Origin of the sequence: Burkholderia lata (assembly GCF_000012945.1) — a bacterium.
GTDB classification, from domain to species: Bacteria; Pseudomonadota; Gammaproteobacteria; order Burkholderiales; family Burkholderiaceae; genus Burkholderia; species Burkholderia lata.
The window spans coordinates 2,726,284-2,739,010 of record NC_007510.1 but is presented as its reverse complement, the minus strand read 5'-3'; the positions used below and the strand labels follow the sequence as shown (position 1 = coordinate 2,739,010).

At 62.3% G+C, this 12,727-nt stretch carries 17 protein-coding genes; 14 read left to right on the top strand and 3 right to left on the bottom strand.

All coding sequences use genetic code 11. From position 1 onward, the window contains the following. Nucleotides 1–54: 54 nt before the first annotated feature. The 11 genes from BCEP18194_RS18380 to BCEP18194_RS18325 all read left to right on the top strand — a co-directional run bounded on the left by BCEP18194_RS18380 (nt 55) and on the right by BCEP18194_RS18325 (nt 8,904). The gene (locus BCEP18194_RS18380; RefSeq protein ID WP_041493114.1) at nt 55–267 is read left to right on the top strand and encodes a helix-turn-helix transcriptional regulator; all 213 of its coding nucleotides are present in this window, start codon (nt 55–57) and stop codon (nt 265–267) included. Further along, nucleotides 264–875 carry a hypothetical protein gene (locus BCEP18194_RS18375; protein WP_011352761.1) on the top strand — a complete coding sequence of 204 codons (612 nt, stop codon included), beginning with the start codon at nt 264–266 and terminating at the stop codon, nt 873–875. Before BCEP18194_RS18380 ends, BCEP18194_RS18375 begins: the two co-directional genes overlap by 4 nt. Then, the gene (locus BCEP18194_RS38745; RefSeq protein ID WP_011352760.1) at nt 876–3,161 is read left to right on the top strand and encodes a VapE domain-containing protein; all 2,286 of its coding nucleotides are present in this window, start codon (nt 876–878) and stop codon (nt 3,159–3,161) included. A gap of 548 nt (nt 3,162–3,709) precedes the next feature. Beyond that, on the top strand, nt 3,710–3,964 hold the full coding sequence (locus BCEP18194_RS18360) for a hypothetical protein (RefSeq protein WP_011352759.1): 255 nt from the start codon (nt 3,710–3,712) through the stop codon (nt 3,962–3,964). A 3-nt stretch (nt 3,965–3,967) separates the two neighbouring features. Next, nucleotides 3,968–4,633, top strand: a complete 666-nt coding sequence (locus tag BCEP18194_RS18355; protein WP_011352758.1) for a hypothetical protein — start codon at nt 3,968–3,970, stop codon at nt 4,631–4,633. After that, entirely contained in the window at nt 4,630–4,923 is a 294-nt protein-coding gene (locus BCEP18194_RS38740) for a hypothetical protein (protein WP_011352757.1), read from the top strand. The genes BCEP18194_RS18355 and BCEP18194_RS38740 overlap by 4 nt, the downstream gene beginning before the upstream one ends. Further along, nucleotides 4,910–5,110: a hypothetical protein gene (locus BCEP18194_RS18345; protein ID WP_041492909.1), complete on the top strand. Its 201-nt coding sequence runs from the start codon at nt 4,910–4,912 to the stop codon at nt 5,108–5,110. Before BCEP18194_RS38740 ends, BCEP18194_RS18345 begins: the two co-directional genes overlap by 14 nt. Further along, nucleotides 5,107–5,409 carry a hypothetical protein gene (locus BCEP18194_RS18340; protein WP_011352756.1) on the top strand — a complete coding sequence of 101 codons (303 nt, stop codon included), beginning with the start codon at nt 5,107–5,109 and terminating at the stop codon, nt 5,407–5,409. The genes BCEP18194_RS18345 and BCEP18194_RS18340 overlap by 4 nt, the downstream gene beginning before the upstream one ends. 1 nt (nt 5,410) lies before the next feature. Then, nucleotides 5,411–6,070 (top strand): hypothetical protein, encoded by a 660-nt coding sequence (locus BCEP18194_RS18335; protein WP_011352755.1) that lies wholly within the window; start codon nt 5,411–5,413, stop codon nt 6,068–6,070. Beyond that, on the top strand, nt 6,067–6,294 hold the full coding sequence (locus BCEP18194_RS18330) for a hypothetical protein (RefSeq protein ID WP_011352754.1): 228 nt from the start codon (nt 6,067–6,069) through the stop codon (nt 6,292–6,294). The genes BCEP18194_RS18335 and BCEP18194_RS18330 overlap by 4 nt, the downstream gene beginning before the upstream one ends. 9 nt (nt 6,295–6,303) lie before the next feature. Beyond that, entirely contained in the window at nt 6,304–8,904 is a 2,601-nt protein-coding gene (locus tag BCEP18194_RS18325; protein ID WP_011352753.1) for a glycosyl hydrolase family 28-related protein, read from the top strand. Between the two features lie 49 nt (nt 8,905–8,953). Here BCEP18194_RS18325 and BCEP18194_RS18320 read toward each other — a convergent pair whose 3' ends face one another. Beyond that, the gene (locus BCEP18194_RS18320) at nt 8,954–9,394 is read right to left on the bottom strand and encodes a hypothetical protein (RefSeq protein ID WP_157687191.1); all 441 of its coding nucleotides are present in this window, start codon (nt 9,392–9,394) and stop codon (nt 8,954–8,956) included. 387 nt (nt 9,395–9,781) lie between these two features. Between BCEP18194_RS18320 and BCEP18194_RS18315 the strand changes: the two genes are divergently transcribed. The 3 genes from BCEP18194_RS18315 (at nt 9,782) to BCEP18194_RS18305 (ending at nt 10,630) form a co-directional block, all read left to right on the top strand. Further along, nucleotides 9,782–10,036, top strand: a complete 255-nt coding sequence (locus BCEP18194_RS18315; RefSeq protein ID WP_011352751.1) for a hypothetical protein — start codon at nt 9,782–9,784, stop codon at nt 10,034–10,036. 125 nt (nt 10,037–10,161) lie between these two features. Continuing rightward, the gene (locus BCEP18194_RS18310; protein ID WP_041493109.1) at nt 10,162–10,362 is read left to right on the top strand and encodes a helix-turn-helix transcriptional regulator; all 201 of its coding nucleotides are present in this window, start codon (nt 10,162–10,164) and stop codon (nt 10,360–10,362) included. Nucleotides 10,363–10,411: 49 nt separating this feature from the next. Continuing rightward, entirely contained in the window at nt 10,412–10,630 is a 219-nt protein-coding gene (locus BCEP18194_RS18305; protein ID WP_041492907.1) for a hypothetical protein, read from the top strand. 15 nt (nt 10,631–10,645) lie between these two features. Here the strand turns inward: BCEP18194_RS18305 and BCEP18194_RS38735 are convergent, their stop codons facing one another. Both BCEP18194_RS38735 and rng read right to left on the bottom strand, forming a co-directional pair. Continuing rightward, entirely contained in the window at nt 10,646–11,143 is a 498-nt protein-coding gene (locus BCEP18194_RS38735) for a hypothetical protein (RefSeq protein ID WP_011352749.1), read from the bottom strand. A 108-nt stretch (nt 11,144–11,251) separates the two neighbouring features. Beyond that, nucleotides 11,252–12,721, bottom strand: coding sequence for a ribonuclease G (rng, locus tag BCEP18194_RS18295; protein ID WP_011352748.1), 1,470 nt, complete (start codon nt 12,719–12,721; stop codon nt 11,252–11,254). Nucleotides 12,722–12,727: the final 6 nt, after the last annotated feature.

The window sequence follows — 12,727 nt, the reverse complement described above, 5'->3', positions numbered from 1 at the left end:
GATTATTGAGGCGCGGCGAGATTCGCCGAGACGCCATAAACGATGGGAGTGATCATGGTGACTGCAGCTAGCCGGTGCGGATTGCGTCCGCGGAAAGCCGCCGAATTTATCGGCGTTGGACTATCGACCTTCTGGCGCTATACGAAGACTCGGGAGGACTTTCCAAAGGGCGTTCCTCTTGCCCGGAATGTGACCGTCTTCTTCGAGGATGAGCTGCGCACTTGGCTCAACAACCAGGCCGATAAACAACGGGCGGTGGAGGCATGAATTCCATCGACAACGCTCGCTACCTCAGCCCCGCCGCGAAGCAGGCCGCCGCCGAGTACCTGCTCAGGCTCCGCGCGGTTCATGGTGACGACCCGTGTACGCGCGAACAGACGGCCGCGCACGAAGCCGGGCATACGATCATCGCAATGGCGTTCGGGTGGAAGTTTCTGGGTGCCCACATTCGACCGCAGGATTCAGCGTGGATCGGCTCAACGATCTGCGCGCACTCTCTGACCGGCCGGCCGCACGATCTCAACAACACGGCGGACATCTTCTTTGCGGAAGCGGTTATGGATCTCGCGGGTCTTGTAGGCGAACGCGTAGCCGGTCACTCCCATCCTTTGTCGAGCTTCTTCGAAGTCAAAAACGCAGCGGCCCGATGCAGCGCACTCGACGTGTTCACGGGTGATGCACCGATGAGTCATTTCGCCCGAGCGCTTGCCCTCGCGACCTCGGAGATCCAGGCCAATGCCGCGACGTTCGAAGTCCTGCGCGCGCACTTCCGACGATCGAAGCGACTGACGCCGGCCGAAGGGCGGCGGATGCTGAAGAACGTAGCGCCGCGGCTCGCCGACATGCAGTTCGTGAAAAGAAAAAGCCCGCAGTAAATGCGGGCCCAAAAATTTCAAAGCTCGGTAAACACAATGAATAGTACACCTACAGAAGATACTGTCAAGCCAAGCTGTACACATTCGGATCTCGTCGCGGCGCTCGCGCCGATCGTTTCGCGCGTGCGCACGTCGACGTGCTGCATCAAGCGTGACGGTGCGACGTCGAACATCAATCGGCCGCTGACGAACGAGCGGCTCGCGCATCACGTGAACGGTGGGCCGGCCTACGGCGTGTACCCGATGCAACCGGGCAGCGACGTGACGTTGATCGCGCTGCTCGATCTCGACTCGCACAAGGGCGAGACTCCGTGGCACGAAATGCAGGACACCGCGGTGCGCATCGTCACCGTGGCGTCAGCGGCCGGGCTCAACGGCATCCCTTTCCGCTCATCGGGCGGGGCGGGCATCCACATCTATTTCCTGTGGGATGAGCCGCAGGACGCGTACAGCGCCCGCCAGGCGCTGCGGAGCATCCTCGCGGCTGTCGATCTGCACGATGGGACGAAGGGTGTCGCCGCCGGGCAGGTAGAAATTTTCCCTAAGCAGGATAGCGTTTCGCACAACGGGTACGGCAACATGTTCCTGCTGCCGCTGGCCGGCAAGTCGGTGCCGCTCGATTCGTTCGAGCTCGACGACATGCCGAAAGCGTACGTCACCGAAATGGATTGGCCGTCGAGCGCACCGGTGCCGCGCGCCGAGCGTGAGATTGTCGTGCCGCCGCCGGCGGTCGTCGCGCCTGCCGAGTTCGGTGCGCTGAAGTCTGCGCTCGATGCAATCCCGAACGGCGGCGAGAACGAGCTCGATTACGACAGCTGGCGCAACGTGCTGTTCGGCGTTCATCACGCATCGCAGGGTTCGGACGAGGGGCTGGCGCTCGTGCACGAGTTCTCGGCGCGATCGAGCAAGTACGATCCGGCGAAGACGGAGCGCGATTGGGGCTACGCCGGCAAGAATCAGGGCACGCCGATCACGATCGGCACGATCAAGGCGATGGCCGCGGCCCACGGCTGGCAGGATCCGGCGCGCGAGCCGAGCGAGGACGACTTCGACGTGGTGCCGGTCGATGAACAGGAACCGCCGCGTCCGGGCTATCGCCGCAACGGGAAGGGCGAGATTCTCGCGCTCGCCGAGAACATCGTGACGGCGGTACGCGCACCGCATGAGTGTGGGTGGCACATCCGATATGACGACTTCCGCGCCGAGGTCATGCTCGCCGACGTGGCAGACCCGCGCGGCCTGCGCGCGTTCACCGATCCGGACTACACGCGCCTGCAGATCCAGCTCGAGCGCCGGGGTTTCCTCAAGCTCAGCAAGGAAGCGCTGCGCGACGGTGTGGGCCTCGTGGCCGACGACAACCGTATCGATTCGGCCGTCGAGTGGTTGGCCGGGCTGCAGCACGACGGCGTGCCGCGCATCGAAACGTTCCTGCGCGACTACATGGCCGTCGAGGACACGCCGTACGCGCGCGCGGTGTCGCGGTATCTCTGGACGGCGCTGGCCGGCCGTGTGCTGTCGCCAGGGTGCGAAGCACCGATGGTGCCGGTGCTGATCGGCGAGCAGGGCGCCGGCAAGACGCGGGCGGTAAAGGCGCTCGTGCCGGCGCAGGAGTTCTACTGCGAGCTGAAGCTCGACGAGCGCGACGACAACGCGTCCCGCATGATGCGCGGCCGCCTGGTGGTCGAGCTCGGTGAACTCCGCGGCCTGCACACGCGCGACGCCGAGTCGATCAAAGCGTTCATCAGCCGCACGCACGAGAACTTCGTGCCGAAGTACAAGGAGTTCAGCGTGACGTTCGCGCGCCGGTTCCTGTTCGTCGGCACGACCAACCAGGACGAGTTTCTCGCCGACGAAACGGGGGAGCGCCGGTGGCTGCCCGTACGCGTCGGTCGGTGCGACGTCGACCGAATCGCGGCCGACTGCCTGCAGTTGTGGGCCGAGGCCCGCGCGGCCTACGAGCGCGCCGGGAATGTCGACTGGCGAGAGGCCGAGACGCTGGCACGCGACGTGCACGCGCAGCACAAGCTATCCGACCCCTGGTCACCGATCGTTTACGACTGGCTCATGGGGCGAGGCGACTATGCGTGCGATCTCGGTGAGCCACCATGTACGCGCGATTTTTTGCAGGTTCATGAGATCGCAAGCGGCCCCCTTGGAATGGCCCACGGTCGCCTGACACGCAGCGACGAAATGCGAATCGGGAAAATTTTGCGAGAAATGGGGTATTCGAGACAGCAAAAGCGCGTCGGGGGGCGCCCGGTCAAGGTTTGGGTGAAGCCAGCGTAGCTACCGTATCCATCTGATGCGGGGCAGGTGGATACGTGCGAAGCCTTATGCAGTAACGCTTGTATCCACCGTATCCACCGTATCCACCTTTTTCTATTTACGTGTGCGCGATAAATAAGGGGGATACAGGGATTTATAGGAAACAGGGGATACGGTGGATACAGGTGGATACGCCCCTGACGAAGCCGAGCGGTCCCCCGCCGCGACGCAGCGTGTACGGGCAGCAGAGTGGTGAAAAATACAGACACCCACGAGAGGCCCGATAGGGTGTGCCTTACACATAGCGCGTGCCATTCACTGGGCTCCGCCGAGCCGCAAAACGCTCAACGGAGCGTCATCGGCCGGTTGATATCCCAATCGGCGATTTCAATTGGAGGCATAACGCCTTATCTGGCGGGCGTTGCGCGCCGAGCAGTATACGAACACGGCGCGTAGCTACCCGTTGAGCTACCCACTTCCTTGTTATGGCCATGCGTTTATGGCCATAAACGCACGATTCTGCGCGGCGTCGATGGGATGCTGGCAGCGTGACCACTTTGGGGAAGGACATGGCAGCAACCCACATTTACATGGCCCCGCGCACGCGGATGGCGCTCCAGACCTGTGCGCTGCTGCGCGGCGCGTCGATGGCGCGCGTCGTCGCGGATGCCCTGGCCGAGTTCATCGAACGCCACGGGCTGCTGAAGGGTGGCGAGTGGCGGATCCGCCCGAACGCGGATCACGCGTGGGGCCGTGCGACGGCCGAGCAGGCAGAGGCGGCACGCGTGCTTGAGTGGAATGTCGAACTCATCGATGGAGACTGATCAATGGCAGACATCGAACTGATCGAGTCGCGGCTCGTGGAAGCCCGTCAGCAGGCTGCCACGGCGCAGCGCGAGCTCGAGGAGCGCATGCTCGAGAACAACGGCGCCGAAGACGAAGAAACGGCGCAATTGCGGACCATCGTGGAAACGCACCGCTCGCGTGAGACGACGCTTATCCAGGTACGGAAAGCGGCATACGCAGCAAATAGTGCGGCGGCCCTCGCCGCACGCGCGGAAGCGGCACGGGATGGTGTCCGCGAGGCGGCCAAGCTCGAACGCCAGTTTGTGAAGGCCGCCGCTGCGCTCGACGTTGCGCTGGCTGCGTTGCTCGTCGCTCGCAGCGAGTTCATGCAGGTCGAGGAAGAGTTGCGCAGCGTATCGGTGCGGAAGGTGCTCCTCAACGTCGGCACGCACAACAGCGACTACTTCAACGTTTCGAACAGCTGTATCGCTACCGATTTGCTTCGACGCCATATCCGGCATGTGTTTGACGAGGAGCGCGTACAACAGCCGTTGGCCGACGAGGCGCGGCGATACCATGCGAGGACCATGCGCGTGCTCGAAAGCGTCGTCAATCGTCCGGCGCCGAGCGTGTCGCGGTCGCCGTACGGCAGCCCCACGGGCGCGGAGCTGACCAGCCATACCGCGTTGCATGAAGGCGGCCAATGACTGCGAACCGCCAATCGTTGCCCCCGAATGCAGGGAAGGGCCGCAAGCCAGGCGTGCCGAACAAGACGACGCAGGCGTGCCGCGATGCGCTTGTCGAGGCGTTCGACAAACTGGGGGGCGTGGCCGCGCTGGTGAAGTTCGGCAAGGCGGATCCGGCCGCCTTTTACAAGATCTGGAGCAAGTTGCTGCCACGGGAGATCAAGGCCGAAGTCACCGACATGACCCGCGAGGAGCGCCTCGAACGGCTCAAGGAACTGATCGGCGTCGGGAGCGCACATGGTGAGGATTGACGCAGATCGCCTCGCGCAGTTGACCGATGCCGAGCTGAGCCAACTGGAGCAGCTTCTCGCACCGCGACTGGATGCGCCTATGCTGATCGTCGGCGAGCGCGAGGACCGACGCGCACGCGTCGCCGCGTACGTTGCTGAGCATGCCTGCATGCCAGAGACGACCGTCGTTATCCGGAGGTTCACGTGACAATCCTCGACGCGGTCCGTGCATTGGCCGCCGGCGAGCAGGAAGAAGCGCTCGAACTGCTTGCGCCGCCAGCACGCGCAAAAATTCTCGTGCTGAGGCCTGGTGAGGACCGCGACGCGGAGGTTTCGGCTTACGTCGAGCGTCACGGATATCTGCCGCCATTCGTTGTCGAGCTCGACCAGGTCGACCGATTCGTGAAGCACGTGTGGGGTGTGAAGGACGGGAAGCCACCACTCGTCCACATCGTTGACCTCACCGGCTGGCGGTTCCCGTACGAAGGATTTCAGAAGGAGGTTTGATATGGATGCCGAACAGCAAACCGCACCCGTCGAGAAGACGCTCGAGGAACGCGCCGCGGCGTTCTACTCGAATACCAAGTTCCCGGGCGCGCCGGTCGAGCAGCCGAAGGCATGGAACGCCGCGGAGAATCTGCGCCTCAACGACGGACAGAGCGCGCCGCAGCAGGCCGCAGACCCGGACGCATTGGCGCTCGTTCGCAATGATCGCGAGCGCAAGTTTTACGGCGACGAGGGGACGCACGGCGTGCTGTACGACGAACTCACCGGCTCCGGTCAGTGGGGGCAGGAAACTGTCGCGTCGATCGACGACGGCCTGGGCGGCACGATCGATCGCAAGGAGTTCGCCGCGATCGTCGCCGACCACGGTGGCAATCAAACCGACGTGCGCGAATTCCTCTCCGATGCCCGCCTGTTTGCGCAGGGCTGGCCGGCGCTGTCCGAGGCCGACAAGCAGGCCCACCTCGCGGATGCTGTGCAGGGTATGAAAGAGACGTTCGGCAGCGATTGGGAGAAAGCCTGGGACGCCGCGAACGCGCTCGCGAAGCGTGACCCCCGCGTTGCGAAGGTGCTCGTCGACACGGGCCTCGGCGCCGATCGCAAGACGGTCATCAGGTTCGCGCAGGAAGCGCTCCGGCAGCGTGTCGCGGGGCGGTTGAAGTGACGGCGATCAATTGGCGCGAGGTGCTGTTTGACCTGCGGCGCCTCGACCTCATGCCGAAAGACGTGGCGCGCGAACTGCGCGGCGTGATCAGCGAGCCGTCGCACGTGCGCGGCGAGCTGATCCTCGATCTCTGGTGCGAAAAGACGGGCAAGCGCCGCGAAGACGCGCCGCGCCGGCCGCTGTTGCTGCGCTCGAACCCTCTGGCGCGGGTGTTTAATAGATAAGGATTACATATGACCGTCACGTCTTCCGCTCAGGATATCTCATACGCCACAGACGGGGCGACGACAGATTTCCAGATTCCGTTTTATTTTCTTGATAACGCGCATATCGTCGTCGACAAAATCGATGCGAACGGCGGGTTGACGCGTCTCACGTACGGCACCGATTTTACGGTGGGCGGCGCGGGGGCTGTGAACGGTGGCACACTGACGGCGCTGTCGGTATTTGCGCGCGGCTTCACCCTGCATATCTATCGTGACGTCCCGGCCACGCAGGAAACCGAATACCAACAGAACGACCCGTTTCCTGCGAAAACTACGGAAAAGGCGCTCGATAAGCTGACGATGATTGCGCAGCAGAACGCCGCAGCCACGCAGAATTCCATCCGGTTCCCGATCAGCGAATACGGTCGAGACGGAACCCTGCCATCCGCGCCGCAGCGCGCTATGAACGTCCTCGGCTTCGACGTCGCCGGCAACGTAACAATGCTGCCCGTGCCGGCTTCCGTTGGTGCTGGCGATCTACGGGACGATATTCTCGTTGCCGGCGTCGATTTCATTGCAGGTGTCGATTCGTCTGTCACGCTCTCGCGCGCGTATGGCACAAAGGCCAATCTTACCGTCAGCATGGACGCCGCTCTACAGGGCGCAGACACGTTCCGTTTGAACGGGGCGACGCTCACGTTTCTCGATGACAACGGCAACCCCGCCGCGATTCCATTCGGGATTCAGAAAATCTACGTGAAGGGCGGCACGACGCTCTCGATTTACACACCGCCCGATGAATCGGTGACAGACGCGAAGATCGCGCCGGGCTCCAAACTCGACAACCGTATCACCGGGACTATCGATGTCAGGGACTTTGGCGCCGTAGGGGACGGCGTTGCGAATGACACTGCAGCGATCCAAGCGGCGATCGATTTTGCGCAATCGCGATTCAAGACCGACTACTGGTCGACGTACGTTCCGAGCGTTCGCATCCCGGCTGGAACCTACCTCGTACGCGGCTTGACGATCTCGTACCCCATCCACCTGCACGGTGACGGCCAGAACGCAACGACGCTGAATCTGATGAGCGACTCAAATGCCAGCGTCGTCGCTGTTACCGATATGGGCGGCAGCTTGGCCGGCGCGGACAACAACAACATCATGCCGATCATTTCGGATATGTCGTTGAACTGCAACAGCAGCGGCCAAACGCCAGGCGGCTACTTCCGCGGCGTTTCCCTGACTGACTCCGCCATTCCGGTCGGCACGAACTATCACGGCGGCGCTGAACTGCGGAATTTGAACATCCGGGCCGCAATGGAATACGGTGTCTTTATCGGATCGAATCGAAACAACGGCCGGATGGCCAATGTCAGGGTTCTGTACTCCGGATCCGACTGCGTGTACAACAGCGCCTACGACTGGCGCATCGTTGATTGCGATTTCGGAAACTCGCAGAACTCGAACGGCTACGTGCAACACGCCGGCGGGGCAACCGAAATGATCAATTGCAACATCTTCGTCAACAAGCTGTCGGGGCTATTTCTCGATACCGGTGTCAATGCGTCGTGCCTATTCGCGAACTGCTACTTCGATACGAATCAGCGGCACGGTACCGTCGGCATCGGCTCCTACGGCGATGTTGTGTCGCACGCCTTCAGTAACTGCGTCTGGCGCGACAATTCGCAAGAGGCCGACAACACTTACGATCAGATCAATCTCTCGAATATGACGCAGGTCACGATCGAAGGGGGAACCTTCGTCGTGAATATCCCCGCCAAGCAGCCGCGCTATTTGATCAATACGGCGAACGTAACGCGCGTGGTATTCAATGCGACGTATGAGCAGAATGACACGCCGAACGTGCCCTATAGAACCGCGGTTGCGAACGACTACCTGAACCTCGCGATCGGCGGAAACGAGAACTGTTCGCTCGCGACCATGGGCGGTTCGACAGTGGGGGTAGTGGGTCGGAACGGAGTGCGTTTCGACTACTACGATCCGGCTTCGGTAAGCGGCACACGCCGGTGGCGCACGCAGGCCTTGGGGTCGGTCTACTCGCTTTATGCGGCCGATGATTCCGGAAATCTGGCCGCCGGGTCGCTGGCGTTCCAGGTCACTCGCACCGGATCGTCCCCGAGCGCTTTGCAGACCGTATCGGTTCAACCGTACACGGACAATGCTTTTCCGTGCGGCGCTGCCGGGTTTCGCTGGTCGGTCGTTTACGCGGCTACAGGCGTGATCAACACATCGGACGAGAATCAAAAGGAACAGATCGAAGGGATTCCGGACGCGTGGCTCGATGCGTGGGCCGATGTCGACTACTTCGCGTTCAAGTTCAAAGATGCTACGGCTGAGAAAGGAGCCGATAACGCGCGCTGGCACGTCGGGTTCGTCGCGCAGCGGGTTCGTGATGCCTTCGCGAAGCATGGGATCGACGCAGCCAAAATCGGGTTGCTGTGCTGGGATTCGTGGCCGGCACAGTCTGCGGTTCTGGATGACGAAGGGAATGTCATCAAGCCGGCCATTGACGCCGGGGAGGCATGGGGTATCCGCTACGAGGAAGCGCTGGCGATGGAAGCGGCGTTGATGCGACGGGAGCTGAAGAAGTTGCGAGCGTCGTAGCGAGGCGACCGGCCGCTTGCGCGGCCTGGCTTGCTGTACGGCGCGATGCTCAGTTGTCGAACCCAATGGACTTCCGATATCGATTGAGCGCTTTGATGTAGCCCTCGCAGCCGCCGAGGTTGCCCGAGTACTGATACCCCTGAACGAAGCCGCCCGGTCCGATCGCTAGATCGATGTCGCAGTTGAAATTCATCGGCACGTATTGCATCGATGTTGATGTGCCGGTGTAGCTGAACGGTGTTGTGCCGACCGTTCCGAACCCGCTGTTCTGACCGTACGACGTGAGCGGCATCAGGCCGGTCTGCTGTCGACCCCAATGCACGATCTTCATGCCGGCGGCTTCGCGCTCGCCAGCGGGGAAGCCGAGCACCTGAACGGCTGTCGACACGGGCTGGTTGCGCAGCGCGCCGAGGCCCTTGCCCATCTGGCCGAACGTCACGCAACCGGACAACGCGCACATGAGCGCGCACACTCCCGCGATTCGTTTCATCTGTTCCCCCGTTTCGTTGTTGTGGGTGGGCGCATTCTAGCGCGCGGCGGGTCCGTCGACGAGGCGCGCTTCAGTTGTGTCAAGCATCGCTGTACACGTCGTACAGGGTTGCCTAACGCATTGATTTTGTTGCATTTTTGATTGTGTCTGCTCTATACTGAGCCCGTCGACGTACACAACGTTGACCGGGTTTGACAGCCCGAATGCATGCGGCAGACAACCGCCGCGATGGCGGTTTTTCTTCGTTTGAGAACGCGCATCTTCTATGGGTGGCGCGAGTGGAGAGGCTTCGGCCTGCCGGGTTCCGTATGCCCCGGTCTGTCAACTTCGCTCGTTGCCGCCCACCCCGTTTGACAGCGGGGCGGTGCGATCACATACGGAGCCACCATGAACGCCAACGTTCAATCTCTTGCTTTCCCTATCGGTAGTATTCCTGATCAAGTGGCGGTGTCGTCACGCGATATCGCGACCATCTATGCCCTGCAGGGCGAACTCCGTACGTGCATCTTTGCCCTTCGTGGTGCTCTCGAGCGGCAGATCCAGCTCGATACGATCCCCGGTGCCGAGTGGTTTTGGCAACGAGCGGAGGCTGCGACTGACGAACTCGACGCCGCGATCAACAAGGCTATCGGGTGGGATTGAATGCGGCGCGTCTCGCCGGACAGGGTGGGGCGCTGTTTGTGGTGGTCGACATCGAAGGAGGGCGCATGCCCTACGTATCGAAGACGTCAAACGCTGGAACACGTGTGGCGATCAGGAGCACCGACATGCACGCACCCCAAACCGCGCCCGTGAAGCTGTACCGCGTCGCCGAAGTGTCGAAGATGCTCGGCGTCTGCCGGGCGACCGTCTACAATCTTGTGCGCGACGGCAAGCTCACGCTCGTCAAGATTGGCAAGCGTTCGAGCGGCATCACGGCCGCCAGTGTCGAGGCGCTCGTATCCGGTGCGTCGGAGGGGAAGCCCTGAACAGCGAAGATCGCGGCCTGTTGACGCACGCGCGGCGGGGGACCAAACCGTGCGGGTAGGGCGTCAGTTTGCCGCCGCGGCGCGCAGCGAGGATGCGGGCTGTACCGCACTTTCTCAGGAACAGCTCGAAGCCGTCGCCGCGCGAAAGGTGAGGGCCCGACCGGCCGAACTCGACGAGAAGTACCGAGCGGCCTACGCGGAGGATGACGAGATGCGGCGGGAGATCCGGCAGGATGCCCGTGACGCGGTCAACCGGCTGCGCGGTTGACGTGCAATACGCGTTTCACTGGCTGCTCGCCTTCTTGAAATCAAGAAACGGCGCGAGGGCCGACTCTAGCCGTAGCAGCCCTTCTGTGCCACCAATCCACAGGTAGTCATTCTGTTGAACCGTGAAGAGCTTGTGAAATTCGGCCGGGTCACTGAAACGTAGAGCTTGACCGCCTTCCCGGAAGCCCATGATGCGTGCAGCTCGGGTGTGCATTTCCTCCAAGATGCTTACGATCTCGTTGTCGCGACCAAACAAAAATCGCGATTCACGAACAGCCTTGATGAACGCCCGATGCGCCTCTTGATGCGGCGGGAGGTTGTTGTCGTCGTAGCGCGGCAAGACGTGATAGAAATCGATCGCTGCTGTATAGACGCCAAACCGGCGGTCATAAAGGTCGAGGCGCAGCTTCTCGCGATTCGTCCGGTATTGCTGGTACGCGACCCAGGCCACGTATGCGCTGATCAACGCCGCGGGGGCGGTACTGATCAGTGAAGCGTTGGCAAGGCATGCCATTTCGACGGTCTCACTAGCGGTAACCGATTGGGTAGCTAGATGGGTGGTCAGCTACCGAATCACGAGGTTATTTTTGAGTAACGTACTGATTTATAACAGAAAAAATAATTACATCAGCACGATATCGTACTGCTCCTGGCTCAGGTTCGACTCGACCTGCAGCGACACCGGCTTGCCGATGAAGTCGATCAACATCGCGAGATGCTGCGATTCCTCGTCGAGGAACAGATCGATCACCTGTTGCGCGGCGATTACGCGGAATTCGCGCGGGTTGAACTGCCGCGACTCGCGCAGGATCTCGCGCAGGATGTCGTAGCACACGGTGCGCGATGTCTTCACCTGGCCCTTGCCCTGGCAGGTCGGGCACGGCTCGCACAGCACATGCGCGAGCGATTCGCGCGTGCGCTTGCGCGTCATCTCGACGAGCCCGAGCTGCGAGAAGCCGTTGACCGTCACGCGCGTGCGGTCGCGCGACAGCGCCTTCTTCAGCTCGGACAGCACCGCGTCGCGATGCTCGGCGTTCTCCATGTCGATGAAGTCGATGATGATGATCCCGCCGAGGTTGCGCAGCCGCAGCTGCCGCGCGATCGTATGCGCGGCTTCGAGGTTGGTCTTGAAGATCGTGTCGTCGAAGTTGCGTGCGCCGACGTAGCCGCCGGTGTTCACGTCGATCGTCGTCATCGCCTCGGTCTGGTCGATCATCAGGTAACCGCCCGACTTCAGGTCGACGCGGCGCGACAGCGCGCGCTGGATCTCCGTCTCGATGTTGTACAGGTCGAACAGCGGCCGCTCGCCCGTGTAGTGGTGCAGCTTCGGGCTCACGGCGGGCGTGAACTCGCCCGCGAATTCCGAGAGGCGCTGGTACGTCTCGCGCGAATCGACCTGGATGCGCGTCGTGTCGTCGTTCGCGAAATCGCGCAGCACGCGCTGCGCGAGATCGAGATCCTGGTACAGCAGGCTCGTCGCCGGCAGCCGCTGTGCCTGGGCGACGATCGTCGCCCACGTCTTGCGCAGGTACGTGACGTCGCCGGCGAGTTCGTCGGAGGTCGCATCTTCGGCGATCGTGCGCACGATGTAGCCGCCTTTCTCGTCCGCCGGGATCACGGCCGTCAGGCGCGCGCGCACGGCCTCGCGTTCGGCCTCGCTCTCGATCTTCTGCGAGATGCCGATATGCGGCTCCTGCGGCAGGTAGACGAGCGTGCGGCCCGCGATGCTGACCTGCGTCGACAGGCGCGCGCCCTTCGTGCCGATCGGGTCCTTGATCACCTGGACCATCAGCGTCTGGCCTTCGAACACGATCTTCTCGATCGGCTGGTGCGGCGTGCCCGACTGCGGCTCGCCTGCGAGGCGCGGATGCCAGATGTCGGCGACGTGCAGGAATGCCGCGCGTTCGAGACCGATGTCGATGAACGCCGACTGCATGCCGGGCAGCACGCGCACGACCTTGCCGAGATAGATGTTGCCGACGCGCCCGCGCGACAGCGTGCGCTCGACGTGAAGCTCCTGCACCGCGCCTTGCTGGACGAGTGCAACCCGCGTTTCCTGCGGCGTGAGGTTAATCAGGATTTCTTCGTTCATGGTGCG

Bases quoted from the DNA above. Each gene is read 5' to 3' on its own strand.
- BCEP18194_RS18380 (WP_041493114.1), top strand. From the start codon at position 55: ATGGTGACTGCAGCTAGCCGGTGCGGATTGCGTCCGCGGAAAGCCGCC.
- BCEP18194_RS18375 (WP_011352761.1), top strand. From the start codon at position 264: ATGAATTCCATCGACAACGCTCGCTACCTCAGCCCCGCCGCGAAGCAG.
- BCEP18194_RS38745 (WP_011352760.1), top strand. From the start codon at position 876: ATGCGGGCCCAAAAATTTCAAAGCTCGGTAAACACAATGAATAGTACA.
- BCEP18194_RS18360 (WP_011352759.1), top strand. From the start codon at position 3,710: ATGGCAGCAACCCACATTTACATGGCCCCGCGCACGCGGATGGCGCTC.
- BCEP18194_RS18355 (WP_011352758.1), top strand. From the start codon at position 3,968: ATGGCAGACATCGAACTGATCGAGTCGCGGCTCGTGGAAGCCCGTCAG.
- BCEP18194_RS38740 (WP_011352757.1), top strand. From the start codon at position 4,630: ATGACTGCGAACCGCCAATCGTTGCCCCCGAATGCAGGGAAGGGCCGC.
- BCEP18194_RS18345 (WP_041492909.1), top strand. From the start codon at position 4,910: ATGGTGAGGATTGACGCAGATCGCCTCGCGCAGTTGACCGATGCCGAG.
- BCEP18194_RS18335 (WP_011352755.1), top strand. From the start codon at position 5,411: ATGGATGCCGAACAGCAAACCGCACCCGTCGAGAAGACGCTCGAGGAA.
- BCEP18194_RS18325 (WP_011352753.1), top strand. From the start codon at position 6,304: ATGACCGTCACGTCTTCCGCTCAGGATATCTCATACGCCACAGACGGG.
- BCEP18194_RS18320 (WP_157687191.1), bottom strand. From the start codon at position 9,394: ATGAAACGAATCGCGGGAGTGTGCGCGCTCATGTGCGCGTTGTCCGGT.
- BCEP18194_RS18315 (WP_011352751.1), top strand. From the start codon at position 9,782: ATGAACGCCAACGTTCAATCTCTTGCTTTCCCTATCGGTAGTATTCCT.
- BCEP18194_RS18310 (WP_041493109.1), top strand. From the start codon at position 10,162: ATGCACGCACCCCAAACCGCGCCCGTGAAGCTGTACCGCGTCGCCGAA.
- BCEP18194_RS38735 (WP_011352749.1), bottom strand. From the start codon at position 11,143: ATGGCATGCCTTGCCAACGCTTCACTGATCAGTACCGCCCCCGCGGCG.
- rng (WP_011352748.1), bottom strand. From the start codon at position 12,721: ATGAACGAAGAAATCCTGATTAACCTCACGCCGCAGGAAACGCGGGTT.